A 22,261-nucleotide genomic window follows, 5' to 3' on the forward strand; every position below is an offset into this window, starting at 1 on the left:
TCGGCAACTGGGCGAGCGCTCAGGCCGCACTGCCGCGGAGGCTGAACGCATGGCCGAGCAGGCTGCGGATGCCGCGGCCATCGCGTGCCGCGAGGGCGGAGGGCAGCCGGGTGATGGCGTTCAGGCGGCTGGACACGTGCCGGGTGGCGGCGCCGGCGGCCCGGCGCCAGCCCAGCGCGCGCAGGGCGGCGGCCGTCTCGAGGAAGTAGGACTGCTCCTCGAGGAAGCGACTGCCGTCGCTCGCCTTCCACGAGGAGACGCTGGCCTGGTGCCTGCGGTAGCGGAAGCTCGGCACCGTGTCCAGGATGAGGGTTCCGCCCTCCGCCACGATCTCCATCTGCAGCGCCAGATCCAGCACGACATCGAGGTCTGCCCGGAATCCGTGGCTCTTCAGCACGGAGGTGCGCCAGAGGATCGAGGGGAAGTAGGTCCAGTTCCCGCGGAGCAGGCTGGTGGCCAGCGTCTCGCCGCGGAGGGCGAGGGGCCCGGGGCCGCTCGGCCGGTAATAGCCCTTCACCCGGTCGGCGAGCGGCAGGCAGACGGTGCCGTCGGCGTCGATCACCTCCACCCCCGGCTGCACGTAGGCGGCATCCGGAAAACGCTGCGCGAGCTCCCGCATGCGGGCGACGTAGCCGGGCAGCAGCACATCGTCGCACCCCATGATGGTGGTGAAGTCGGCCGTCGCCAGCTCGACGCTGCGCGCGAAGTTGCCGCTCACGCCCAGGTTCACCGGGTTCTCCAGCACGGTGATGCGCGGGTCGGCCAGGGCGCGCGCCCACCGCATCGGCTCCGGGTCGGGGTAGCGATCGTCGATGATCACGAGGCGCCACGCGGGGTCGGTCTGCGCCTGCACGCTCAAGACGGCGGCGCGGAGCAGCTCGAAGCTGCCGTAGAACGGCATCATGATGTCGATGCTCGGGACTGGCAGGGGGGCCGATGCGGGTGATGACATAATTGCCTCCAGCCTAGCAATCGAAGGGACACGCTGATCTTGGTGACCGAGAGGGAGGCCGTGCGCGCTCCCGCGCCCTCCGGCGTGAAGTGGATGCTGGCAGCGACCCTGGTCAGCGGGGTGGCCGGATACCTGGTGACCTTCTTCGCCTATCAGGCGCTCGCGGGCGCCGGCTACGTCGTGTTCGCGGCCTTCTGGTCGGCACTGTTCCTGGTGGTCGGCGTGCTGTTCGGGCTGCAGCAGGAGTCGACGCGGGCGACGGCGGAGGCGCTGCGCGACGCGGACCGGCCGGGCCGCCGACAGAGCTCGCTCTGGATCTTCGGTGCGGGGGCCGGCCTGATCGTCGGCGCGATCGTGCTCGTCTCCAGCGTGCTCTGGGCGCCGGACTCGCTCGGCCAGGAGAACACCGGGCTCGCCCTGCAGGTGGCGCTCGGCTCGGCCGCGAACGCCGTCGTCGCCACCATGAGCGGGGCCCTCGCCGGGTCGCAGCGCTGGCGGCTGCTGGCGGCCGTGATCTTCCTCGACGGCATCCTGCGCCTGGCCGCCGTCTCCCTCGTGCTCAGCGTGAGCGACGACCTCAACCTGCTGGCGTGGGCCGTCGTGCTGCCGTTCCCGCTGGCCATCGGAACCGTGTTCTGCTTCGCGCCCGGCGTGCTGCGCCGGCTCGGCCACTCGCCGCTGCGCTACCGCACCCTGGCCGTCAACTCGGTGCACACCGTCATCGCCGCGTCGGCGACGGCGATCCTCATCAACGGCTTCCCGCTCGTGCTCGCCTTCTACGGACAGGGCAGCGACAAGGACGTCCTGGCGGACCTCATGTTCGCCATCATGCTCACCCGGGCGCCGATCCTGGTTCCGCTGATGGCGCTGCAGAGCTACCTGGTGACCCGCTTCACCAACGACAGGGCGGCGCTCTGGGCGTTCCTGCTCAAGGCCATCGGCGCGGTGGCCGCAGTGATGGCGCTGCTCGGCGCCGCGACCTGGCTGTGGGGGCTCTGGGCGTTCCAGACCTTCATCAACGAGTCGTTCACGCTGCCGACCGCGGCGCTGGTGCCGCTCGTGGTCTCCTCCGGCTTCATCGGCATCCTCTGCGTGACGGGCCCAGCGCTGCTGGCGCTCGGCCGGCACCGCGCATACGCGGCCGGCTGGGTCGCGGCATCTGCCGTCGCGCTCGCCGTGCTGTTCGTGCCGATCCCGATCGAGTTCCGCGCGCCGCTCGCGCTCTCGCTCGGCCCGGTGGTCGGCATCATCTGGCACCTGCTCGCCATCCGGCAGGGGCTGCGCGCGCAGCGCCGGCCGTAGCCGGCCCGGGCGGCAGCGGCCCCGCGGCCCCGTGGTTCAGCGGCCCCGTGGTTCAGTGGCCCCCGCAGCCGGCGTCGATGACGGTCGTCGTGGTCGGGTTCAGCATCGGCGTCGTGCGCAGCGCGGAGGGGCCGAATGTGCCGACGGCGGCGGCGGCGCTCACCGTGCCGCTCGCGCCGCCGGCCACGGGGGCATCGGCGTCGAAGCGCGCACTGAGCGTGACCGTCTCGCCGGGGCTCAGCATCACCCAATAGGTGGCGACGGGGCGGCCGAGGTCGGCACCGGAGTGGCCGACGAAGGTCTCCTCGTCGCCGCCCGCCTCAATCTCCGCGCCGCTCAACGTTGTGCCGGGCGGGCCGTAGACGAAGACCTGTGTCTTGAACTGCCTGCCCTGCCAGACCCCGCCGGAGACGAACTCGGGCAGCGCGTCGGCTTGTTCCTGGGTGAGCGAGGAGTGCAGCTCGACCTGCGCGGTGAAGTGTGGGGGCTCTGCGCCGCACGCACTGGACGTGAGCGTCGCCGCCGTGTGCAGGTAGTAGTCGATCTTGGAGGCGGACATGTCGCGGAAGAAGACGCCGGTCACGCTGGCTGCCGTGTTGTCCGTCGGCAGGATGCCGGACAACGGCGTGCTGGCCAGCACGGCCTGCTCGGCCGGGTTCGCGCTCCACGCCATGATGCGGTGCTCCGCCACACCGCGCTCGACGGCGTCGACCAACCCGTGCGTGTTGGCGTTGCCCCGGCTCAACGCGTCGAAGATCTCCCGGGCGGCCATGGCGAAGAAGGCATCGGTGATGTCCGGCCCATCGGGGCCGGGATTCTCGATGTAGATCTCGTTCAGCAGCAGCGAGACGGCGTTCTCGGCCGTGAGCGGGCCACCGAAGTCGAGCTCGACGGGGCCGGTCGCCTGGAGGATGTATGAGAGGGCGACGGGGTCGATCGAAATCACCCCGTCCGGGCGCGTTCCGAAGTCACGCTCCCAGAACGCCGAGGCGATCACGGCGGCAGTGGGGAAATCCGGCCGGCTGGTGGCCAGGTTCAGCGTCGCATACATGTAGGGGTTGAAGATCGCCGCGACGCCGGGATCAACGGGCAGGGCCGGGGCGTTCAGATCGCGCCCGAAGCTCTGGCTGGAGGCCTGGTTCACGAGCGCGATGGCCCCGTTGTTGACCGTTACCTCCGCGAGGGCAGCCGCTGTGCCGCCGAGCGCCGTCGATTCGGCCAGATTCTGGAACATCAGCAGGTAGCTGCGCGGCCCGGACGCACCCAGAGCGTCCGGGGCGAGGCTGAGCGTGGTGCTCAGCTCGTCGACGACGGGCATCGCCTCGGCTAACTGCGCGGTGAGCTTCTGCCCAACGGCGGCGAGTGGGGGGACCGTCTGTGTGAAGTCGACCGCGGCGATGCGGGCCGCGGCCTCGCGGAACGCCGTGGCGGCGGGCAGCGCGCTGCGCGACAGGCTGCTGATCTTCTCGACGTCGATCCGCCCCTCGAACGGTTTGATGGTGTCGATCGTCAACGTTCCGGCGACGCTGCTGAGCGGTGCGACGGTCTCCCGCGCGATGTGGTCGACCGATTCGGCGACGGCGCGCAGCGCGGAGAGGTTCACGCCGAGCCCTGGCACCAGCTCGGCGACACGCCAGACGGGATCGGCGGTCTGCTCGACGGCGGTCGAGCTCAACGCGCTGAGCTCTGCGGATGCCGAGGGGAGGGTCGTCAGGTCGCCGGTTGTGAGCTGCGCGGCGACGGTGCGAACGAGAGCCTCACCATCCTCGAGTGCGGACTTCGCGTTCAGCACGCGCAGCGTCAGCCAGCCGCCCGCGAGCAGCGCCAGCAGCAACACGGCCGCAGCGCAGAGCAGGCCGACCCGCCAGGCGCGGCGCCGTGCGGCATCCGGTCGACCGGTCGTCCCCTCTTCGACTGCGCTCATGCGATGAACGTAACGCATCGGTGGGGATAATTGTGACTATTCTTCAGGAATCGACGATGGCTCGTGCCGGCGCAGGGCGTCGCGCCAGCTCATCGCCTGCGAGGCCTTGATGGCGCAGACGATGAGCAGCATCCAGCCGTACTCGCCGAGCACCGTGCTCTCGGCGAGGGAGGTGACCGCCAGCGCCAGCACGATCAGCGCCGGCCAGACATAGACCGAGCTGCGCTTCTCGCTGGCCAGCAGCCAGGAGCGCACCACGGCGAAGCCGAGCAGCGCGATGAACGTGATCAGCCCGACCAGGCCGAGCTGGAAGTACACGTCGAAGAAGGCGCTGAGCGCCGAGTTCTGCGTGCCGCGGGTGGCCAGGTTGAGCCAGAGGTAGGGTGGTTCGCTCGGCTGCCAGGCGCCGACCCAACCCCAGCCCTGCAGCGAGTTCAGTTGAGAGTAGCGCTGGATCTCGCGCCACAGGGCGGTGCGCACCTCGAACTCGCTGCCGGCGTTGAGAAGGTTCAGGATGCCGGAGCGCAGCAGCCAGAGCACCCCGCCGGCGACGGCGACGGCCGCCAGCAGGCCCAGCTGCCAGTACATGCGGCTGGCGGCGGGCACCCGGCGGATCCCGGCCAGCGCGAGCGCGGCGAGGCCGACGATGACGAAGGCGCCGAACGTCACGGGCGAGCCGGAGAGCAGGATCAGCAGTGTGGCCAGCGCGATGGAGAACATCGCCTGCATCCGCGGGACGGACCGGGTCATGAACTCGACGGCGAAGGTGATGAGGGCGATCAGGGCGACGAGGCCGAGCTGGTTGCGGCTGCCGAAGACGCCCTGCAGCGGCCCGAGCGCCGCGATGTTGCCGTGGATGTCGAGGAAGGCGATCGGCAGGTCCAGCAGCAGCCCGGAGAGCACCTCCAGGGCGAGCGAGAGGCCGAGCAGCACGCGGAGCACGTCGCCGAGGGCGCGCACGAGCTGGATCGTGTCGCGCACCAGGGTCAGGTAGACGGCCAGCGCCGTGAACAGCAGCAGGTAGAGCACGCGGGTCCCGCTGACGATGGTCGTGGTGCTCCAGAACACCGAGAGGATCACCCAGCCGAGGAACATCAGGATCGTGATCGGCGGCAGGCCGTACCAGTCGATGCTCTCGCGGCGGGAGAGCAGCGAGAGCGTGGCCAGCGCGACCAGGGCGATGAGGATCGCCAGCAGACCGGCCCAGCCCATCGTGGCGCGCAGCAGGTGCGTGCTGAACGCGGTGCCCAGGATGCACAGGGTGAGCGCGGAGGCGAAGCGGGCGGAGCCCAGCAGGTGGGCCGCCGCGGGCGGCAGCACTGTGCGTCGGATGGCTTCCATGCCTTAGGGCATCGTCTCGACGCGGCGCAGGTTGCGCTTGGTGATCAGGGCGAGCGCGACCAGCAGCATCCAGCCGCCCTCGACGAGGATGCGGCTCTCGGTGACGCTCTGCACGAGCAGAGCGACCATCAGCAGGTAGGGGACCAGGGCGGATGCCGTGTACGGCCGCTCCAGTGCGGCGCCGTCCCTGGGCCGGTCAACGGCGAGGAACCAGCTGCGCCAGAGCGTGCCGAACACGAGGGCGGCGAACAGCACGACGCCGATCACGCCCAGCTGCAGCCAGACGTCGAGCCAGGCGCTGTGCGCCTGCAGGTAGGTGACCCCCTTGCGCACCGCGAGGTCGTCGAACGGCTCCACCCACGGCGCCCAGTAGCTCACCCAGCCCCAGCCGGCGACGGGGCGCTGGGCGGCCAGGGCGCTGACGGAATCCCAGATGTCGAAGCGGCCGGTCAGGTCGTCGCTCTTGCCGAACACGGCCAGCAGCTGGCCCCAGAAGGCGGCGCAGAGCGCCCCGACGACGACGACCGCGCCGGCGGCGCTCAGGTAGACGGGGCGGCGGCCGTCCGGGCCGGCCCGGCGCGCCCAGAGGGCGAAGCCGAGGGCGGCCGCGACGACGACGAGCGCGACGAGCACGGTAGCCGAGCGGGTGAGTGCGAGCGTCAGCGCGGCGATGACCAGCCAGGCGATTCCGGGGCCGCGGCGCACCGTCCTCGCCGCCAGCTGCGCGGCGAAGACGATGACCGCCAGCAGGGCGGCCGCGGCCAGCAGGTTGCGGTTGGCGACGATGCCCTCGATCGGCCCGCCGTCAAAGAGCAGGCCGCGCGACCAGTAGAACGCCGCGGGGATCTTGCCCTCGTAGTCGGTGAAGAACGGCAGCACCGGGCCGCCGACCCAGGCTGCGACGATGAACTCGAACAGGAGCGACAGGCCGAGCAGCCAGCGCAGCGCCGCCCCGAGCGCGCGCAGGAACTCGGCCCAGCTCAGGCACAGCCCGAGCAGGAGCGCCGGGACGGTCGCGGCCAGCTGCGCGGCGAGGCCGACCGCGGTGGCGCCCGGGTAGAACGACCAGGCCAGGGAGAGCACCGCGAAACCGAGGAAGAGCCAGAGGCTGCTCGGGGTGCGCCGCCAGAAGGAGCCGCCGCCGAGCCAGTCCGGCTTGAGGCGTACCAGCGCGACGACGCTGGCGGCCACCAGCAGCAGCACGAGCGCCCCCCAGCCCCACCAGCCGAGCAGGTTGCGCCAGAACTGGCCGGCGAGCGCCGAGAACAGCAGCAGCGTGGCCAGCGTGTGCACGGCGAAACGGCTACGGACCGGCTGCATCATGGCACAAGGCTATCGAACTCGGGCGGGGGAGCGGTGCAGGGTGGCGTTCAGGCGAACGCCGCGTGGCCGGTGATGGCGCGGCCGACGATCAGCGCGTTCATCTCGCGGGTGCCCTCGTAGGAGTACAGCGCCTCGGCGTCGGCGAAGAACCGCGCCACCTCGTAGTCGAGAACGATGCCGTTGCCGCCGAACAGCTCCCGGCACCAGGCGACGGTCTCGCGCATCCTGGACGTGCAGAACGCCTTGGCCAGGGCCGAGTGCTCGTCGCGCAGCTCGTCGCGGTCCTGCATCTCCGAGGCCCGCACCACCATGCCGAGCGACGCGGTGATGTTGCCGAGGCTCTTGGCCAGCAGGTCCTGCACGAGCTGGTGCGAGCCGATCGGCCTGCCGAACTGCACGCGCTCCTTCGAGTAGGCGACGGCCGCCTCGTAGGCGCCGGCCGCGACGCCGACCGCCGACCAGGCGACCTCGGCGCGGGTCAGCCGGAGCACCTTCGCGGTGTCCTTGAACGAGTGTGCGTTCGCCAGCCGGAGCGACTCAGGGACGACGACGTTCTCCAGCGTGATGTCGGCGTTCTGCACGGCGCGCAGGCTGATCTTGCCCTCGATCTTCTCCGTGGAGAAGCCGGGGGTGGAGGTCGGGACGATGAAGCCCAACACGCTGTTGTCCGCGGCATCCCGCGCCCAGATGATGGTCACGTCGGCGAAGGTGGCGTTGCCGATCCAACGCTTGGTTCCGTTCAGCACCCAGTTGTCGCCGTCGCGGGTGGCCGTCGTCCGGAGGCCCTGGGCGCTGTCGGAGCCGCTCTGCGGCTCGGTCAGGCCGAAGCTGCCGATGACCTCGCCGGATGCCAGCCGGGGCAGCCACTCCGCCCGCTGCTCTGCGGACCCGCACACCGCGATCGAGCCGCAGGTGAGGCCGTTCTGCACGCCGACGAAGGTCGAGACGGAGGCGTCGATGCGGGAGAGCTCGTAGGCGACGAAGCCGCGGAACATCGCGGAGTTCGGGAATGCGCGGGTCTCGTCCCAGGCGTAGCCGAGCACGCCGAGCTCCGCCAGCTTCGGCACGACCTGCAGGGGGAACTCCGCGCGGTCCCAGTAGCCGCCGATGATCGGGCGGACCTCGGCCTCGAGGTAGCCGCGGAGCGCCAGGAGGGCGGCCTGCTCCTGCCCGGTGAGGAGCGACTCGTAGTTGTAGAAGTCGGAAACGAGGGGCTCGAAGGTCATGCTGTGCTCCATTGCATGCTGAGGCCCCTGCGGTGGGGCGACGGTGACGTGACGCTCAGCCTAGGGCCCGAGTCGGCCAGGGGCAGAGGCGCTTGGTAGTTTGGGCTGAAGCCAGCCAGACGGGATCCACAATGTTTGTAGCAATCACCAGTTCGCCGCGCGATTACGCCTGGGGCTCGACCTCGGCCATCGCCGGGCTGCTCGGCCGGCGCCCGAGCGGGCGCCCGGAGGCCGAGCTCTGGCTGGGCGCGCACCCGGGCTCGCCGAGCCTGCTGCTCGGCGAGGACGCCCCCGCCGCGACGCTCGCCGACTGGGTGGCGGCCGACCCCGCCGCCGTGCTGGGGGCGGACGCCATCGCCGAGCACGGACCGCGCCTGCCGTTCCTGCTGAAGGTGCTGGCCGCCGCCGCGCCGCTCTCGCTGCAGGCCCACCCCTCCCCGGCGCAGGCGTTGGCCGGCTTCGCCCGCGAGAACGCCGCCGGCATCGCGCTGGACGCTCCGGAGCGCAACTACAAGGACGCCTTCCACAAGCCGGAGCTGATCGTGGCGCTGAGCGAGCGGTTCGAGGCGCTCTGCGGATTCCGCGCGCCCGCCGAGGTGCGGGCCATCCTCGCGGCGCTGCGCGCGGCGGACGCCGAGAGCGCGGCGCCGGACCCGGCGCCCCTGCAGGGGCTCGAGGCCCGGCTGTCCGGCCCGGACGGGCTGCGGGACACCGTGCAGTGGCTGCTGCGCGCCGACGCCGACGACGCCGACGACGCCGACGACGCCGACGACGCCGACGACGCCGAGGCGGGCGAGGTGGCCCGGCTGGTCGAGCGCGTGCTGGCGCTCGCGGCATCCGACACCCTGGCCGGCGGCGAGTTCGCCCGCGAGTTCGCCACCGTGCGCGGCGTGGCCGACGCCTACCCGGGCGATCCTGGCATCGTGCTCACCCTGCTGCTGAACCGGGTCACCCTGCGCCCCGGCGAGGCGCTCTACCTGCCGGCCGGCAACATCCACGCCTACCTGGACGGCCTCGGCATCGAGCTGATGGCCGCCAGCGACAACGTGTTGCGCGGCGGCCTCACCCCGAAGCACATCGACGTGGACGAGTTGCTCGACGTGCTGAGCTTCAAGCCGGTCCCCGTGCCGCTGATGGTGCCGGAGAACCCGCACCCGGGCGCGCTGGTCTACCGGCCGGACGTCGCCGACTTCGTGCTGCACAGCATCGAGCGCTCGGAGGGGCAGGAGCCGACCCCGGTCGCGCTCGCCGGCCCGGCGATCGCGCTCTGCACGGCGGGGCGGCTGCAGCTCACGGGCGCGCACGGCGGGGCCACGCTGGAGCGCGGCGAGTCGTGCTTCATCACGCCGGACGAGGGCGACCTCCGCGTCGACGGCGCCGGCACGCTGTTCATCGCCACCGTCGGCTAGGGCCAGCGGCTAACTGAGCGGGGCGAGCTCCCGCTGCCCGGTGCGCGGGCCGAAGGTGTGCCGGTACGCCGTCGGCGTGGTCTGCAGCACCTTGACGAAGTGGTGCCGCATCACGGAGGCCGTGCCGAAGCCGGTGTCGCTGGCGATGACCTCCAAGCTGAGCTCGCTCTCCTCGAGCAGCTGCTGGGCGCGCAGCAGTCGCTGCCGGTTCAGCCAGGCCGTCGGCGTGGTGCCGAGCTCGGCCCGGAACCGCCTGGCGAAGGTGCGCGGCGACATGAGCGCGATCCGGGCGAGCTGGTTGACGCTCTGCTCGCGATCCAGGTTGGCCAGCATCCACGTGGTCACCCCGGCCATCGAGTCGTCGGGGGTGGCGGCCGGCAGCTGGATGAACTGGGACTGGCCGCCGTCGCGCTGGGGCGGAACGACCATGCGCCTGGCGATGTTGTTCGCCATGGACGCGCCGAGCTCGCGGCGCACGATGTGCAGTGCCGCATCGATGCCGGCCGCGGTGCCGGCGCCCGTGACGACGTGGCGGTCCTCGACGAAGAGCACATCGGCGTCGACAGTCGTGGCCGGGAAGCGCTGGGCGAGCGTGTCGGTGTACATCCAGTGCGTCGTGCTGCGCCGGCCGTCGAGCAGCCCGGCCTCGCCGAGCAGGAACGCCCCGCTGCAGACGCTCAGCACCCACGCCCCGCGCGCCTCCGCCTCGCGCAGCAGGCGCAGGATCTCCGGGTGCGCGGCCGGCACATCGTCACCGCAGATGTCGGCGCCGTAATAGGCGGGGACGACGACCAGGTCGGCGTCGGCCGCCGCGGTCAAGTCGTTGTGCACGACGATGTCGAAGCCCAGCTTCGTGCGGATCGGGCCGGGCTCGGCCGCCACGATCGTGAAGTCGAAGCGCGGGCCGCCGGCATCCGACCGGTCGATGCCGAACACCTCGCAGACCACGCCGAACTCGAACGGGGCCATGCCCGGCAGGGCGAGGCAGGCGACCTTGTTGAGCATGGGAACCTCCGCGGGGACGGCTGCCGGATGGCAGGAACTCGACGAATACTGGCGATTCTGCCACTCGTGGCAGGAAAGCACAAGGGCGAGACTTCCTGCCATGATCATTCTCCTTTTCCTCACGGCCCTCGGAATCTGGGCCATCGTCGGAGCAGTCATCTCGGTGCGACGCGACGGCTATCGCCGCTGCAATACAGTGGAGGCTGGCCTGCGGCTGGCTCCGCGGAACGCACTCGAGATGGGGAAACAATGGCGTGGTTGGTAACGGGCGGCGCGGGATACATCGGATCGCACGTCGTGCGGGCGTTTCTCGCCGACAACATCGACGTCGTCATTGTCGATGACCTCTCCAGCGGCCACGCCGAGTTCGTGCCGGCCGAGGTGCCCTTCTATCGGGGCAGCATCCTGGACGCCGAGCTGCTCGGCCGCCTGTTCGCCGAGAACCCCATCGACGGCGTCGTGCACGTGGCCGGCTTCAAGTACGCCGGCGTCTCCGTGCAGCGGCCGCTGCACACCTACGAGCAGAACGTGACCGCGACGGCCGTGCTGTTGCAGGCGATGCAGGATGCCGGCGTCAACCGGATCGTGTTCTCCTCCAGCGCCGCCGTCTACGGCACCCCGAACACCGATCTCGTCACCGAGGACACGCCGAAGGCGCCCGAGTCCCCGTATGGGGAGAGCAAGCTCATCGGCGAATGGCTGCTGCGCGACGAGGGCGTCGCGACCGGCCTCGCCCACACCTCGCTGCGCTACTTCAACGTGGTCGGCTCCGGCCACGACGGCCTCTACGACACCAGCCCGCACAACCTGTTCCCGCTCGTGTTCGAGGCGCTGCTGGACGGCCGCACCCCGCGGATCAACGGCAATGACTACGCGACGGCCGACGGCACCTGTGTGCGCGACTACATCCACGTCGCCGACCTGGCGATCTCGCACGTCGCCGCGGCGGAGCGCCTGCAGGCCGGGCGGGAGATCGAGCCCGTCTACAACCTGGGCAGCGGCGACGGCGTCTCCGTCGGCGAGATCATGAGCGCGATGGCCGAGGTGACCGGCATCCCGTTCGCCCCGGAGATCGCGCCGCGCCGCGCCGGCGACCCCGACCGGATCGTGGCCTCGGGGGAGCGGGCCCGCCGCGACCTCGACTGGCAGATGCGGCACACCCTGGACGACATGGTGCGGAGCGCCTGGGAGGCGCGCCGCGCCGCCGCGTGAGCGCGGCCGGGAACATTCGGCGCGCCGAACCCTCGATATTGAGTTGAGGGTTTATGCTCCAAGACTTGACGCCAACCTAATCACACCGGTGTAATTAGATTCGGACGCGCCGTGCAGGTGCGTGGACAAGAAGGGTGGGAGACGGTATGTCGGTAATCGAGTATCGTCCGGGGGTACCCGAGGATTGGTTCGTCGATCCCGTCAAGTTGGGTGTTCCCGGGGTCAGAACGAACAGCGACGACGGCAACCCGTTGGCGTGGCAGACGGATTCCCTCTGCGCGCAGACCGATCCGGAGGCCTTCTTCCCGGAGAAGGGCGGCTCCACCCGGGACGCCAAGAAGATCTGCGGCTCCTGCGAGGTGCGCACGGAGTGCCTGGAGTACGCGCTGGCCAATGACGAGCGCTTCGGTATTTGGGGCGGGCTCTCCGAGCGCGAGCGCCGCAAGCTCCGCAAGCGCGCGAGCTAGTCTGCACCGCGAAGATCTGAGCGCCCGAGTTTGCGGCGCGCCTGCCGCGCCTCCTGATGATCGGACGCGCGCAACCTAGGCTGGTTCCGATATGTCTCCCCGAGTAACCGCCATCCTCATCGCGCGCAACGGCGCACAGCATCTGGACCGCACACTGGCGGCGCTCGCGGCGCAGACCCGGCGCCCAGACACCGTCATCATGGTCGACTGCGGCGGGACGGATGCCACCGCGCAGCTGCTCACGGCCGCCGCGCCCACCCAGCTCATCGCCGCGGAGCCGGAGCTCAGCTTCGGTGACGCCGTCGCGCTGGCCGTGCGGCTGATCCCAGAGCCAAGCGCCGACGACGAGCTGCTCTGGCTGCTCGGGCAGGACACCGCGCCGGAGCCCGGCGCCCTGGCCGCCCTGGTCAACGCCCTCGAGGTCGCCCCGTCCGTCGCGGTCGCCGGCCCGAAGCTGATGGACTGGGAGCGGGCCGACTACATCCGCGAGTTCGGCGAGACGATGACCCGCTACGGCCGCACCGTGACCGTCGTCGGCGCGGAGCTCGACCAGGCCCAGCACGACGACTTGAGCGACGTGCTCGCCGTGGGCTCTGCCGGCATGCTGGTGCGCCACCACGTCTGGCAGCGGCTGGGCGGCTTCGACCCGGCGCTGCCCGTCGTCGACAACGCGCTCGACTTCTGCGTGCGCACCCGGTTGTCCGGCCACCGAGTCTCTCTCGTGCCTGCCGCCCGGGTCGCCGTCGCCGGCGACGGCATCACCGGGGCCGACAGCTCGCAGGAGGGCAGCGCCGTCCGCAAGCGCGTGCGCCTGCGCCGCCAGGCCCAGCTGCACCGCCGCCTGGTCTACGCACCCGCCGCCGCACTGCTGCCGCACTGGCTCTCGCTGGTGCCGCTGGCCTTCCTCCGTGCCTTCCTCCGGCTGATGCGCAAGGAGCCCGGCTCCATCGGCGCCGAGTTCGGCGCCGCGTTCGGCGCCGCATTCTCCGGCCGCAGGGTGCCTGCTGCCCGGCGTCGGCTGCGGCGCACCCGCACGCTCGGCTGGGGGGCGATCGCCTCGCTGCGGATGCCGGGCGCCGAGGTGCGCCGACGCAAGGCCCTGCTGCGCGAGCAGCACCGCACCCTCGCCCGCGGCTCGCGCAGCGAGCTCGCCTTCCTCAGCACCGGCGGCGGCTGGACCCTGATCGGGGCCGGCGTGGCCGGCGTCGCGCTGCTCGCCCCGCTGCTCGGCGCCTCCGCGCTGGTCGGCGGCGGGCTGCTGCCGGTCAACAGCCCGGCCGCGCTCTGGCAGAACATCGGCTACGGCTGGCGCGACATCGGCACCGGCTTCGTCGGCGCCGCCGACCCGTTCGCCGCCGTGCTGGCCGTGCTCGGCTCGCTCACCTTCTGGTCGCCGTCCGCGCTCCTGCTCTGCCTGTACTTCGCCGCGCTCCCGCTGGCGGCCCTCGGCGCCTGGCTCGCCGCCGCCCGGTTGAGCGGGCGCGGCTCGCTGCGCGCCCTCGCGGCCGTGCTGTGGATGCTCGCCCCCACCTTCCTCAGCGCGATCGCCGACGGCCGCCCCGCGCCGATGATCGCCCACATCCTGCTGCCGTGGCTGTTCTTCGCGGCCGCCGCGGCCGGGCGGTCCTGGTCGGCGTCTGCGGCATCCGCCCTGCTGTTCGCCGCGATCGTCGCCTGTGTGCCCTCGCTCGCCCCGGCGCTGCTCGTGCTCTGGGTGATCGCCGTTGCCGTCAGCGGCCGCAGCATCATGCGCTTCATCGGCATCCCGATCCCCGCCGTCGTGCTCGTCGCCCCCCTGCTGCTCCAACAGGCCGTCGCCGGCAACTGGTGGGGGCTGCTGGCAGACCCCGGGGTGCCGCTGGCCGGGGCGGGCGCCTCGAGCTGGCAGCTGCTGCTCGGATTCCCGAACGGCGGCTTCGGCGGCTGGGGCGCGCTGTTCGCAACGCTCGGGCTGCCGGAGGCGAGCGCGGCACTGCTCGCCCCGATCCTGCTCGCGCCGCTCGTCGTGCTCGCCGTCCTCGCGCTGTTCCTGCGCGGTTCGCGGCTGGCGCTGTTCGGCCTGCTCACCGCGCTGCTCGGCTATGCCACCGCCGTCGCAGCCCTGCAGATCAGCGTCTCGATGCTCGGCGAGCAGAGCGTGCCGATCTGGCCGGGCGGCGGCCTCAGCCTCTACTGGGCCGGACTCATCGGCGCAGCGGTCATCGGCCTGAACGCGCTCGGCCGGGCCGCAGCGGCCCCCGCGCTCGTCGCCGGCGTCGCGCTGTTCGCGCTGGCGCTGCCGCTGGCCGGCTCGCTCGCGCTCGGCGCCGCCGCGCCACAGCCGGCCGCCGTGCACAGCGGCGACCAGCGGATCCTGCCCGCCTTCGTCACCGCCGAGGCGCAGGCCGACCCGCGCGCCGGCACCCTCGTGCTGGTGCCCCAGCCGAACGGGGCCGTGCTGGCCCAGTTGCAGCGCGGAGCGGGCACCCGACTCGACGACCAGTCCACCCTGTTCGCGACGGACACGACGCTGAGCGCCGAAGAGCAGGGCTTGGCCGAGCTGGCCGGCAACCTGAGCTCGCGCAGTGGCTTCGACGCCCGCCCGGGCATGGACGCCCTCGGCATCCACTTCGTGCTGCTGGAGCCGGGCGCCGACTCTGCCGCCGCGCGCGACACCGCGCGGCGGGCGGCGAGCTCGCTCGACGGCAACGCCGTGCTGGTGCCCGTCGGGCAGACCGACTTCGGCGCCCTCTGGCGTTACCAGGGCGACGCGGGGGCGGCGACGGATGGCGGTGCCATCCCGCCGGACGCCGGCGGATGGTTCGGCAGCGTCGTGCTCTGGAGCCAGCTGGCCGTGTTCGGTTTCGTGCTGCTGCTCTCCATCCCGACCGGAGCCGGGCGCGACGCCCCGCGCGGCCGCACCGCACCCGCCGCAGCACCCGCAGTCGCAAGAGAGAGCGAGCAGGACGATGAGCGCTAGCCGTCGATGGGCGCTGGCCGGCGCCCGCGTCATGACCGGGCTCGTCGGCATTGCCGCGTTCGGCGCCACGGTGGCGGCCGCAACCCTGCTCCCGCTGCCCAGCCACCACGCCGAGCCGGTGCAGAGCACGGTCACCCCCGTCGCCACGCAGCAACAGCGCGTCTGCGCCGGCCCGCTGCTGGCCCTGGCCGCCGACGCCAGCGCGGCATCCACCGCCTCGTCGATCGGCGTGGCATCCGCCGTCTACGCCGCCGGCAGCGCGGGCGCGCTCTCGGCCGACGAGGTCACCGTCTCCCCGATGGACGTGCCGGACAACGCCGCCCGCGACGTGGCCGGAACGCCGCTCGCCCTCAGCGTCCCCGCCCAGGGCGACGCGCTCGAGGAGCCGCTGCTGGCCGGGGCCCAGTCCCAGGGCGCGGCGACCGAGACGCTCACCGGCTTCGCCGCGGCCAGCTGCGCGGAGGCCGCATCGGACGGCTGGCTCGTCGCCGGCTCGACCGCGATCGGGCAGACCAGCCTGCTGCTGCTCAGCAACCCCACCGAGGTCGTCGCCACGGTCGAGCTGACCGTGTACGGCGAGAGCGGCCTCGTGGACGCGCCCGGCGCCAGCGGCATCCTGGTGCAGCCCGGATCGCAGCGGGTCGTCTCCCTGGCCGGGCTCGCCCCCAACCTGAACTCCCCGGTCATCCACGTGGCGACGCGCGGCGGCCAGGTCGTCGCCTCCCTGCAGCAGAGCGTCATCCGCGGCCTCGCGCCCGGCGGCATCGACCTGGTCGGCACCACCACGGCCCCGGACGTCGAGCAGGTCATCCCCGGCTTCATCGTGCCCGCCACCCTGATCGATGACACGCACAGCAACGACAGCGGTTTCCACGACGATGCGGCCGCGGTGCGTGTGCTCAACCTGGGCGACGTCGCGACCGAGGTCGAGCTGAGCGTCACCGCCGACGACGGCGGCAACGGAAGCTCCACCCGGGTCACCCTGGAACCGGGGGTCGCGTCGGAGATCCCGCTCGACGAACTCGCCGCCGGCAGCTACACGCTGCGGCTGAACTCGCAGGAGCCGATCGTCGCGGCCGCCCGCAGCACCGAGAAGTCGGCGACGAGTGAGGACTTCGCCTGGTTCCAGGCCTCCGGCCCGCTCGGCGAGCAGAGCGCCTTCTCCGTCGCCGACGGCCCGGCCCCGACGTTGCACCTGGCGAACGCGAGCGGCACGGAGCAGTCGCTGACGCTGTACCCGCAGGACGGCGCTCCCGCCCTGCTCACCCTGCCGGCCGGCAGCATGCTCACCCGGCCGGTCGCGGCCGGCGCCAGCTACACCCTCGTCGGCGACGGCCTGGGCGGCGCGCACGCGAGCATCAGCTACCAGGGCAGCGCGGAGCTGGCCTCCTACTCCGTCAACCCGCTCGGTCCGTTGGCCCAGCCGATCGGCGTGTACGTCCGCTAACGGCGGCAGCCGCAGCAGCCCGCCGGCCGCGCACGTCGCCTAGAAGTGGCGGAAGCGGTCGGGGGCCAGGTCCCAGGGGTCCTTGCCGAGCAGGTCGCCGACGGCCCGGAACACGCAGCTCTCCACCATCATCCGGCGGTGCAGGTCGTCGTCGTGGTGCAGCTTGCTCATGCGCTGGATCGGCACTCGGAAGAACACGATGCGCGCGCGCTCCGCATCGACGTGCCAGCGGTCGACGTGGTCGCCGTGCAGCGCCTGCTCTGGCGCGGCGGCGACCTCGAAGCGCACGTGCGCCAGCTCGGCCGGCCAGACGCCGCGCAGATACTCCGCGGTGGAGAGGATGGTCTCCTCGAACGTCTCGATGCGCCCGCCCAGCATCGGCAGGTACGGCCCGGCCACTGAGGAGCGCAGGCCCCGGCCGTGCCGGTCCCGGATGCCGCGGCGCGGCGATCCCGCGCTCGCGCGGGACGCTGCGCGGCCGGAGGGAGAACGGGGGGAGCGGGGCATATCCCCAATCCTAGGCGGCCATACCGGCATCCTCACCCGGAATCGGGGCGTGCTGGCGATACGCTGGAGTCGACATGAACAGGCCCTGCTCCAAGATCGCGTGCTCCGAGAGCGCCGTCGCGACACTTACGTACGACTACGCAGACTCGATGGCGGTGCTCGGCCCCCTCAGCGTGACCCCGGAACCGCATTGTTACGACTTGTGCGGGAGGCACGCCGACAGACTCTCTGCCCCCGTGGGCTGGCAGGTTGTGCGCCATATGAGCCTCGCCAGCAGGCCCGGCCGGCACGCCGCGCGTGACGAGGGCGCGGGCATGCTGCGAGAATAACGCCATGACTGCCGCCTCCTCCACAGCCCTGCCGTTCAAGGTCGCCGATCTCGCCCTCGCGGAGGCCGGCCGACACCAGCTGCGCCTCGCCGAGAACGAGATGCCCGGGCTGATGGCGCTGCGCGCGGAATTCGGCGCCTCCCAGCCGCTGGCCGGCGCCCGCATCGCCGGTAGCCTGCACATGACCGTGCAGACGGCCGTGCTGATCGAGACCCTCACCGCCCTCGGCGCGCAGGTGCGCTGGGCCAGCTGCAACATCTTCTCCACCCAGGACGAGGCCGCGGCCGCGATCGCCGTCGGCCCGAGCGGCACCGTCGACGAGCCGGCCGGCATCCCCGTGTTCGCGTGGAAGGGCGAGACGCTCGAGGACTACTGGTGGTGCACCGAGCGCATCTTCGACTGGAGCGCGGAGGCCGCCGCGGCCGGCGAGAGCTGGTCCGGCCCGAACATGATCCTGGACGACGGCGGTGACGCCACCCTGCTCGTGCACCGCGGGCGCGAGTTCGAGTTGGCCGGCTCTGTGCCGGCGACGACGGATGCCGACAGCGCCGAGTACCGCGTGGTGCTGGACACCCTGCGCCGCTCGCTCGACCTCTCCACCGACCGCTGGACCCGCATTGCCGCGGAGATCAAGGGCGTGACGGAGGAGACCACGACGGGCGTGCACCGCCTCTACGAGCTCGCGGCGGGCGGCGGACTGCTGTTCCCCGCCATCAACGTCAACGACTCGGTCACCAAGTCGAAGTTCGACAACAAGTACGGCATCCGGCACTCGCTGCCGGACGGCCTGAACCGCGCCACCGACGTGCTGATGGGCGGCAAGGTCGCCTTCGTCGTCGGCTACGGCGACGTCGGCAAGGGCGCGGCGGAGGCGCTGCGCGGCCAGGGCGCCCGCGTCATCGTCAGCGAGGTCGACCCGATCTGCGCGCTGCAGGCGGCGATGGACGGCTACCAGGTCGCGAAGCTCGAGGACGTCGTCGGCGACGTGGACATCTTCGTCACCTGCACCGGCAACTTCAATGTGATCACCCTCGACCACATCCTGGCGATGAAGCACCTCGCCATCGTCTCCAACGTCGGCCACTTCGACAACGAGATCGACATGGCCGCGCTGGAGTCGCTGCCGGGCGCCGTGCGGGTGCAGATCAAGCCGCAGGTGCACGAGTGGCGCCTGCCCACCGGCCGAAGCGTGCTCGTGCTCAGCGAGGGCCGCCTGATGAACCTCGGCAACGCGACCGGGCACCCCTCCTTCGTGATGAGCAACTCGTTCACCAACCAGGTGCTCGCCCAGATCGAGCTGTGGTGCTACCCGGAGCGCTACCCGATCGGCGTCTACGTGCTGCCGAAGCACCTCGACGAGAAGGTGGCCCGGCTGCACCTGGACGCCCTCGGCGTGCGGCTGACCACCCTCTCGCCGGAGCAGGCCGCCTACATCGGCGTCCCCGTCGACGGCCCGTACAAGGTCGACCACTACCGCTACTAGCCGGGCCGGCATCCGCCGCCCGCCCTGCGCTCCGCGCTCCGCGCCACTTCGTCGGGCTCCACGCCCGCTCAGCTGGCGTGGAGCCCGACCAAGTGGCGCGGAAGGCGCCGCTGGAGGCGGCGGGCGCTGGGACTCAGCGCTCGGGGAAGCCGTGCGGGCGGCCGTGCAGCACGGGGGAGAGGCGCTCCAACCGGGCGGCGGTGAGCTCCAGGGCCGCGGCGTCGCGCTGCCGGCGGATGGCGGCCACCCCGGCGAGGAACAGCTCCGGCTCCACCTGCGGCAGCGGCGAGACGTAGCGGGCGGCCTCCTGGGTCAGCTGCCCGGCCAGGCGCGCCCTGGCGGCGGGCGAGAGCTGGGGGGCCTGCGCCAGGAACTGCGCGATGCGCCGCTGCAGCCGGTCGGGCAGCGTCGCGACGTCCGCGACCTGCGCCCACGCCTGCAGCGGCTCCGGCACGCCGTAGGCGGGGGCGCTGTAGCCGGGCACCCGCTCCATCTGCGCGTGCGTGCCGGCCAGCAGGTCGCCCAGGCGCTTGCCGTCCGGGTTCAGCATGCCGACGATGACGGCGAGGCCGCCGAGCGTCATGTAGATCTCGAGCACGCCGGTGAGGGCGCGGATGAAGGCGTGCCGCAGCGCGATCGCGCCGCCGTCGTCGCGCACGACGCGGGCGCCGATGGCGAGCTTGCCGAGGGAGCGCCCGCCGCTGGCCGTCTCGACGACCGTCGGCGCGATGACGAGCGCGGTGACGAGGCCGATGATGGTGAGGGCAGCGGCCAGCGACTGGTCCAGGCCGTCGCCGGCGGCGGCCGTCACGATCCAGGCCAGCCCGGCGAGGGCGCCGAGGTAGACGATGGCGTCGATCATGGCGCCACCGGCCCGTAGCAGCACGCTGGCCGGGCGCACATCGAGGGCGACGGCCTCACCGGTGAACACCGAGCCTGGCTCGTGCCGGGGATCGGGACCGGGCGCGTCCGCGGCGCGGAATATCGCGGCGTGCGGTTCGCGGGGCATGGCCATGGTTAGTATTCAATCAGATGGATCTTGACGCCTACTCCGCAGCCCACCGCGAGCGCTGGGAGCGCCTTGACGCCCTCTCGACGAAGCGCAGGCTGAGCGGGGCGGAGGCGGACGAGCTCGTCGAGCTCTACCAGGCCGGCGCCGCGCAGCTCTCGCAGCTGAAGACGACGGCCGGTTCCACGGTGCAGGGCGACGCCCTCTCGGTGAGCCTGTCCCGGGCCCGGCTCCGCTTCACGGGCACCGGCGACAACCTGCTCTCCCAGCTGCCGCGCTTCTTCCTCGTGCAACTGCCTGCCGCCCTCTACCGGCTGCGCTGGCTCACCCTCGTCTTCGCGCTCGCGACCGCCGTCATCGCGACGCTGTACGCGCTCTGGGCCCTCGGCGACCCCCGGGTGCTGGCGAACTTCGGCTCGGCCGAGCAGCTGCGTCAGCTCGCCGACGAGGACTTCGTCGACTACTACTCGGTCAACCCGGCCGCCTCCTTCGCCGGCCAGGTCTGGACCAACAACGCCTGGATCGCGGCGCAGTGCATCGCCTTCGGCGTGCTCGGCGTCTACGTGCCCGCCGTGATCTTCGGCAACGCGCAGAACCTCGGCGTGACGGCGGCCGTCATGTTCGCGCACGGCGAGGGCGACACGATGCTGCTCTACATCGCCCCGCACGGCCTGCTCGAGCTGACCAGCGTGTTCGTCGCCGCGGCCGCCGGCATGCGCATCTTCTGGGCCTGGATCGCTCCGGGCGCCCGCAGCCGTGGGCAGGCGCTCGCCGCGGAGGGCCGCGCCATGTTCACCGTCGTGATCGGCCTGGCCATCGCGCTGTTCGTCTCCGGCATCATCGAGGGCTTCGTCACCCCGGCCCCCTGGCCGTGGCCGGTGAAGATCGGCATCGGCGCCCTCGCCCTCGGCGCGTTCCTGTTCTACATGCTCGTCGTCGGTGGCCGCGCGTACCGGGCGGGCGAGACCGGCGACCTCGACGAGCACGCGGCCGGCGCGCGCACGATCGCCGCCCACTAACCAGAGCGCTGGGGCGGCTACAGCCGGCCGGCCGCCTTCAACGCGATGTAGCGGTCGGCGAGCGCCGGTGGCAGCGCGGCGGGCGCGGCCGTGACGACCTCCGCGCCACTCTGCCGGATGGCCGCGGAGACCCGCTCGACGTCCAGCAGCGCCTGCTCGGCCGCCGCCGCCCGGTAGATCTCGTTCCGGCTGCTGCGGGCGGATGCCGCCTGCAGCAGGGCGGGGTCGGTGACGGACGCCACCACCACCGTGTGCCGTTTGCTGAGCTCCGGCAGCACGGCGAGCAGGCCGCTGGCCGCCCCGGGCGCCTCGATCGACGTGAGCAGCACCACGAGCGCGTGCCTGCTGGTCACCCCGCGCACCAGCGACGGCACCGCCGTCCAGTCCATCTCGATCAGCTCCGGCTCGATTCCCGCCATCGCGTCGACCATCCGGCTGAGTAGCTCCGGGCCGGACGCCCCCTGCACGCGGCCGCGCACGAGCCGGTCGTAGGCCAGCAGGTCGACCCGGTCGCCGGCGTGGCTGGCGAGGGCGGCCAGCAGCAGGGCGCTCTCGAAGGCCGTGTCCAGGCGCGGCTCGTCGGCGATGCGGGCGGCGGAGGTGCGGCCGCTGTCGATGACGATGACCACCCTGCGGTCCCGCTCCGGCCGCCAGGTGCGCACCATGAGCGAGGGCGCCAAGCTCGGGCTGCTGCGCCGGGCCGTCGCCCGCCAGTCGATGGAGCGCACGTCGTCGCCGCGCACGTACTCGCGCAGGCTGTCGAACTCGGTGCCCTGGCCGCGCAGCATGACCGCGGTGCGGCCGTCGAGCTCGCGCAGCCGAGCCAGCCGCGACGGCAGGTGCTTGCGGGAGTGGAACGGCGGCAGCACGCGCAGCCGGCCGGGCGCCTCGAGCGTCGCCTGGCGCGCGGCCAGGCCGAGCGGGCCGAGCGAACGGATCGTGATCTGCTCCACCCGGCGCTCCCCGCGCCGCGTCGGCGTGAGCCGGGTGCTGACGCGGCGGCGCTCGCCGGCCGGCAGAGCGATCCTCTGCCGGTTCGTGTCGGCCCCGGCCGAGGGCTGCCAGGCGTCGCGCACGACGCCGCGGAGCGCCCGGGTGCCCCGGTTGCCGAGGAACAGCTGCGCCTCCGCGCTCTCGCCGAGCCGCAGCCTGGCCGGCACGACGCGCTCGGCGGAGAGTAGCCGCGGCGAGGCGGCCAGCACCAGGTCGAGCGCCGCCAGCACCAGCACGAACGCCAGCCACACGCCGAGCACGGTCGCCGCATCCGCCAGCGAGTCGCCGCCGAGCGCCACGATGGGCACCACGCCGAGGGCGAGGAGCAGGACGAAGCGCGGGGTGATGGCCATA

General features: G+C 72.3%; 18 protein-coding genes. 9 read left to right on the plus strand and 9 right to left on the minus strand.

Annotated features, from left to right (window positions below):
* Positions 1–19: 19 nt before the first annotated feature.
* Positions 20–952: a glycosyltransferase family 2 protein gene (locus BLT62_RS05945; protein ID WP_197675171.1), complete on the minus strand. Its 933-nt coding sequence runs from the start codon at positions 950–952 to the stop codon at positions 20–22.
* Between the two features lie 42 nt (positions 953–994).
* On the opposite strand from BLT62_RS05945, the gene BLT62_RS05950 reads away from it, so the two are divergent.
* Positions 995–2,254: a lipopolysaccharide biosynthesis protein gene (locus tag BLT62_RS05950; protein ID WP_231919365.1), complete on the plus strand. Its 1,260-nt coding sequence runs from the start codon at positions 995–997 to the stop codon at positions 2,252–2,254.
* A 52-nt stretch (positions 2,255–2,306) separates the two neighbouring features.
* Here BLT62_RS05950 and BLT62_RS05955 read toward each other — a convergent pair whose 3' ends face one another.
* Genes BLT62_RS05955 through BLT62_RS05970 form a run of 4 tightly spaced genes read right to left on the minus strand, consistent with a single transcriptional unit; the run spans position 2,307 to position 8,068 of the window.
* Positions 2,307–4,178, minus strand: coding sequence for a DUF4012 domain-containing protein (locus BLT62_RS05955; protein WP_156786256.1), 1,872 nt, complete (start codon positions 4,176–4,178; stop codon positions 2,307–2,309).
* Between the two features lie 36 nt (positions 4,179–4,214).
* Positions 4,215–5,519, minus strand: a complete 1,305-nt coding sequence (locus BLT62_RS05960; protein WP_083363235.1) for an ABC transporter ATP-binding protein — start codon at positions 5,517–5,519, stop codon at positions 4,215–4,217.
* Between the two features lie 3 nt (positions 5,520–5,522).
* Positions 5,523–6,842 (minus strand): O-antigen ligase family protein, encoded by a 1,320-nt coding sequence (locus BLT62_RS05965; protein WP_083363236.1) that lies wholly within the window; start codon positions 6,840–6,842, stop codon positions 5,523–5,525.
* Positions 6,843–6,889: 47 nt separating this feature from the next.
* Complete coding sequence (locus BLT62_RS05970) at positions 6,890–8,068, minus strand: acyl-CoA dehydrogenase family protein (protein ID WP_083365333.1); 1,179 nt, start codon at positions 8,066–8,068, stop codon at positions 6,890–6,892.
* A 131-nt stretch (positions 8,069–8,199) separates the two neighbouring features.
* Between BLT62_RS05970 and manA the strand changes: the two genes are divergently transcribed.
* A complete protein-coding gene (gene manA / locus BLT62_RS05975; RefSeq protein WP_083363237.1) occupies positions 8,200–9,477 on the plus strand; it encodes a mannose-6-phosphate isomerase, class I in 1,278 nt (425 codons plus the stop codon).
* Between the two features lie 9 nt (positions 9,478–9,486).
* Here the strand turns inward: manA and BLT62_RS05980 are convergent, their stop codons facing one another.
* A complete protein-coding gene (locus tag BLT62_RS05980; RefSeq protein ID WP_083363238.1) occupies positions 9,487–10,482 on the minus strand; it encodes a GlxA family transcriptional regulator in 996 nt (331 codons plus the stop codon).
* A 249-nt stretch (positions 10,483–10,731) separates the two neighbouring features.
* Between BLT62_RS05980 and galE the strand changes: the two genes are divergently transcribed.
* From galE to BLT62_RS06000, 4 genes are all read left to right on the plus strand, one after another.
* Positions 10,732–11,694: a UDP-glucose 4-epimerase GalE gene (gene galE, locus BLT62_RS05985; protein ID WP_083363239.1), complete on the plus strand. Its 963-nt coding sequence runs from the start codon at positions 10,732–10,734 to the stop codon at positions 11,692–11,694.
* A gap of 146 nt (positions 11,695–11,840) precedes the next feature.
* Positions 11,841–12,161 carry a WhiB family transcriptional regulator gene (locus tag BLT62_RS05990; protein WP_083363240.1) on the plus strand — a complete coding sequence of 107 codons (321 nt, stop codon included), beginning with the start codon at positions 11,841–11,843 and terminating at the stop codon, positions 12,159–12,161.
* Positions 12,162–12,252: 91 nt separating this feature from the next.
* Positions 12,253–15,120: a glycosyltransferase family 2 protein gene (locus BLT62_RS05995; protein WP_083363241.1), complete on the plus strand. Its 2,868-nt coding sequence runs from the start codon at positions 12,253–12,255 to the stop codon at positions 15,118–15,120.
* Positions 15,110–16,567, plus strand: coding sequence for a DUF5719 family protein (locus BLT62_RS06000; RefSeq protein WP_156786257.1), 1,458 nt, complete (start codon positions 15,110–15,112; stop codon positions 16,565–16,567). Before BLT62_RS05995 ends, BLT62_RS06000 begins: the two co-directional genes overlap by 11 nt.
* A gap of 39 nt (positions 16,568–16,606) precedes the next feature.
* On the opposite strand, the gene BLT62_RS06005 is transcribed toward BLT62_RS06000, so the two are convergent.
* Complete coding sequence (locus BLT62_RS06005) at positions 16,607–17,074, minus strand: metallopeptidase family protein (RefSeq protein ID WP_083363243.1); 468 nt, start codon at positions 17,072–17,074, stop codon at positions 16,607–16,609.
* A 74-nt stretch (positions 17,075–17,148) separates the two neighbouring features.
* Here BLT62_RS06005 and BLT62_RS06010 point away from each other — a divergent pair, with 74 nt between their 5' ends.
* Positions 17,149–17,403, plus strand: a complete 255-nt coding sequence (locus BLT62_RS06010) for a DUF3499 family protein (protein ID WP_083363244.1) — start codon at positions 17,149–17,151, stop codon at positions 17,401–17,403.
* Between the two features lie 4 nt (positions 17,404–17,407).
* The gene (gene ahcY / locus BLT62_RS06015; protein WP_083363245.1) at positions 17,408–18,886 is read left to right on the plus strand and encodes an adenosylhomocysteinase; all 1,479 of its coding nucleotides are present in this window, start codon (positions 17,408–17,410) and stop codon (positions 18,884–18,886) included.
* Between the two features lie 133 nt (positions 18,887–19,019).
* Here the strand turns inward: ahcY and BLT62_RS06020 are convergent, their stop codons facing one another.
* Complete coding sequence (locus BLT62_RS06020) at positions 19,020–19,901, minus strand: RDD family protein (protein WP_231919366.1); 882 nt, start codon at positions 19,899–19,901, stop codon at positions 19,020–19,022.
* A 17-nt stretch (positions 19,902–19,918) separates the two neighbouring features.
* Here BLT62_RS06020 and BLT62_RS06025 point away from each other — a divergent pair, with 17 nt between their 5' ends.
* Positions 19,919–20,914 (plus strand): stage II sporulation protein M, encoded by a 996-nt coding sequence (locus BLT62_RS06025; RefSeq protein ID WP_083363246.1) that lies wholly within the window; start codon positions 19,919–19,921, stop codon positions 20,912–20,914.
* Positions 20,915–20,931: 17 nt separating this feature from the next.
* Here the strand turns inward: BLT62_RS06025 and BLT62_RS06030 are convergent, their stop codons facing one another.
* Positions 20,932–22,260 (minus strand): DUF58 domain-containing protein, encoded by a 1,329-nt coding sequence (locus BLT62_RS06030; RefSeq protein WP_083363247.1) that lies wholly within the window; start codon positions 22,258–22,260, stop codon positions 20,932–20,934.
* Between the last annotated feature and the right edge of the window lies 1 nt (position 22,261).

Origin of the sequence: Microterricola viridarii, from assembly GCF_900104895.1 — a bacterium.
In the GTDB taxonomy this organism is placed as follows: domain Bacteria; phylum Actinomycetota; class Actinomycetes; order Actinomycetales; family Microbacteriaceae; genus Microterricola; species Microterricola viridarii.

Bases quoted from the DNA above. Each gene is read 5' to 3' on its own strand.
- BLT62_RS05945 (WP_197675171.1), bottom strand. From the start codon at position 952: ATGTCATCACCCGCATCGGCCCCCCTGCCAGTCCCGAGCATCGACATC.
- BLT62_RS05955 (WP_156786256.1), bottom strand. From the start codon at position 4,178: ATGAGCGCAGTCGAAGAGGGGACGACCGGTCGACCGGATGCCGCACGG.
- BLT62_RS05960 (WP_083363235.1), bottom strand. From the start codon at position 5,519: ATGGAAGCCATCCGACGCACAGTGCTGCCGCCCGCGGCGGCCCACCTG.
- BLT62_RS05965 (WP_083363236.1), bottom strand. From the start codon at position 6,842: ATGATGCAGCCGGTCCGTAGCCGTTTCGCCGTGCACACGCTGGCCACG.
- BLT62_RS05970 (WP_083365333.1), bottom strand. From the start codon at position 8,068: ATGACCTTCGAGCCCCTCGTTTCCGACTTCTACAACTACGAGTCGCTC.
- manA (WP_083363237.1), top strand. From the start codon at position 8,200: ATGTTTGTAGCAATCACCAGTTCGCCGCGCGATTACGCCTGGGGCTCG.
- BLT62_RS05980 (WP_083363238.1), bottom strand. From the start codon at position 10,482: ATGCTCAACAAGGTCGCCTGCCTCGCCCTGCCGGGCATGGCCCCGTTC.
- galE (WP_083363239.1), top strand. From the start codon at position 10,732: ATGGCGTGGTTGGTAACGGGCGGCGCGGGATACATCGGATCGCACGTC.
- BLT62_RS05990 (WP_083363240.1), top strand. From the start codon at position 11,841: ATGTCGGTAATCGAGTATCGTCCGGGGGTACCCGAGGATTGGTTCGTC.
- BLT62_RS05995 (WP_083363241.1), top strand. From the start codon at position 12,253: ATGTCTCCCCGAGTAACCGCCATCCTCATCGCGCGCAACGGCGCACAG.
- BLT62_RS06000 (WP_156786257.1), top strand. From the start codon at position 15,110: ATGAGCGCTAGCCGTCGATGGGCGCTGGCCGGCGCCCGCGTCATGACC.
- BLT62_RS06005 (WP_083363243.1), bottom strand. From the start codon at position 17,074: ATGCCCCGCTCCCCCCGTTCTCCCTCCGGCCGCGCAGCGTCCCGCGCG.
- BLT62_RS06010 (WP_083363244.1), top strand. From the start codon at position 17,149: ATGAACAGGCCCTGCTCCAAGATCGCGTGCTCCGAGAGCGCCGTCGCG.
- ahcY (WP_083363245.1), top strand. From the start codon at position 17,408: ATGACTGCCGCCTCCTCCACAGCCCTGCCGTTCAAGGTCGCCGATCTC.
- BLT62_RS06020 (WP_231919366.1), bottom strand. From the start codon at position 19,901: ATGGCCATGCCCCGCGAACCGCACGCCGCGATATTCCGCGCCGCGGAC.
- BLT62_RS06025 (WP_083363246.1), top strand. From the start codon at position 19,919: ATGGATCTTGACGCCTACTCCGCAGCCCACCGCGAGCGCTGGGAGCGC.
- BLT62_RS06030 (WP_083363247.1), bottom strand. From the start codon at position 22,260: ATGGCCATCACCCCGCGCTTCGTCCTGCTCCTCGCCCTCGGCGTGGTG.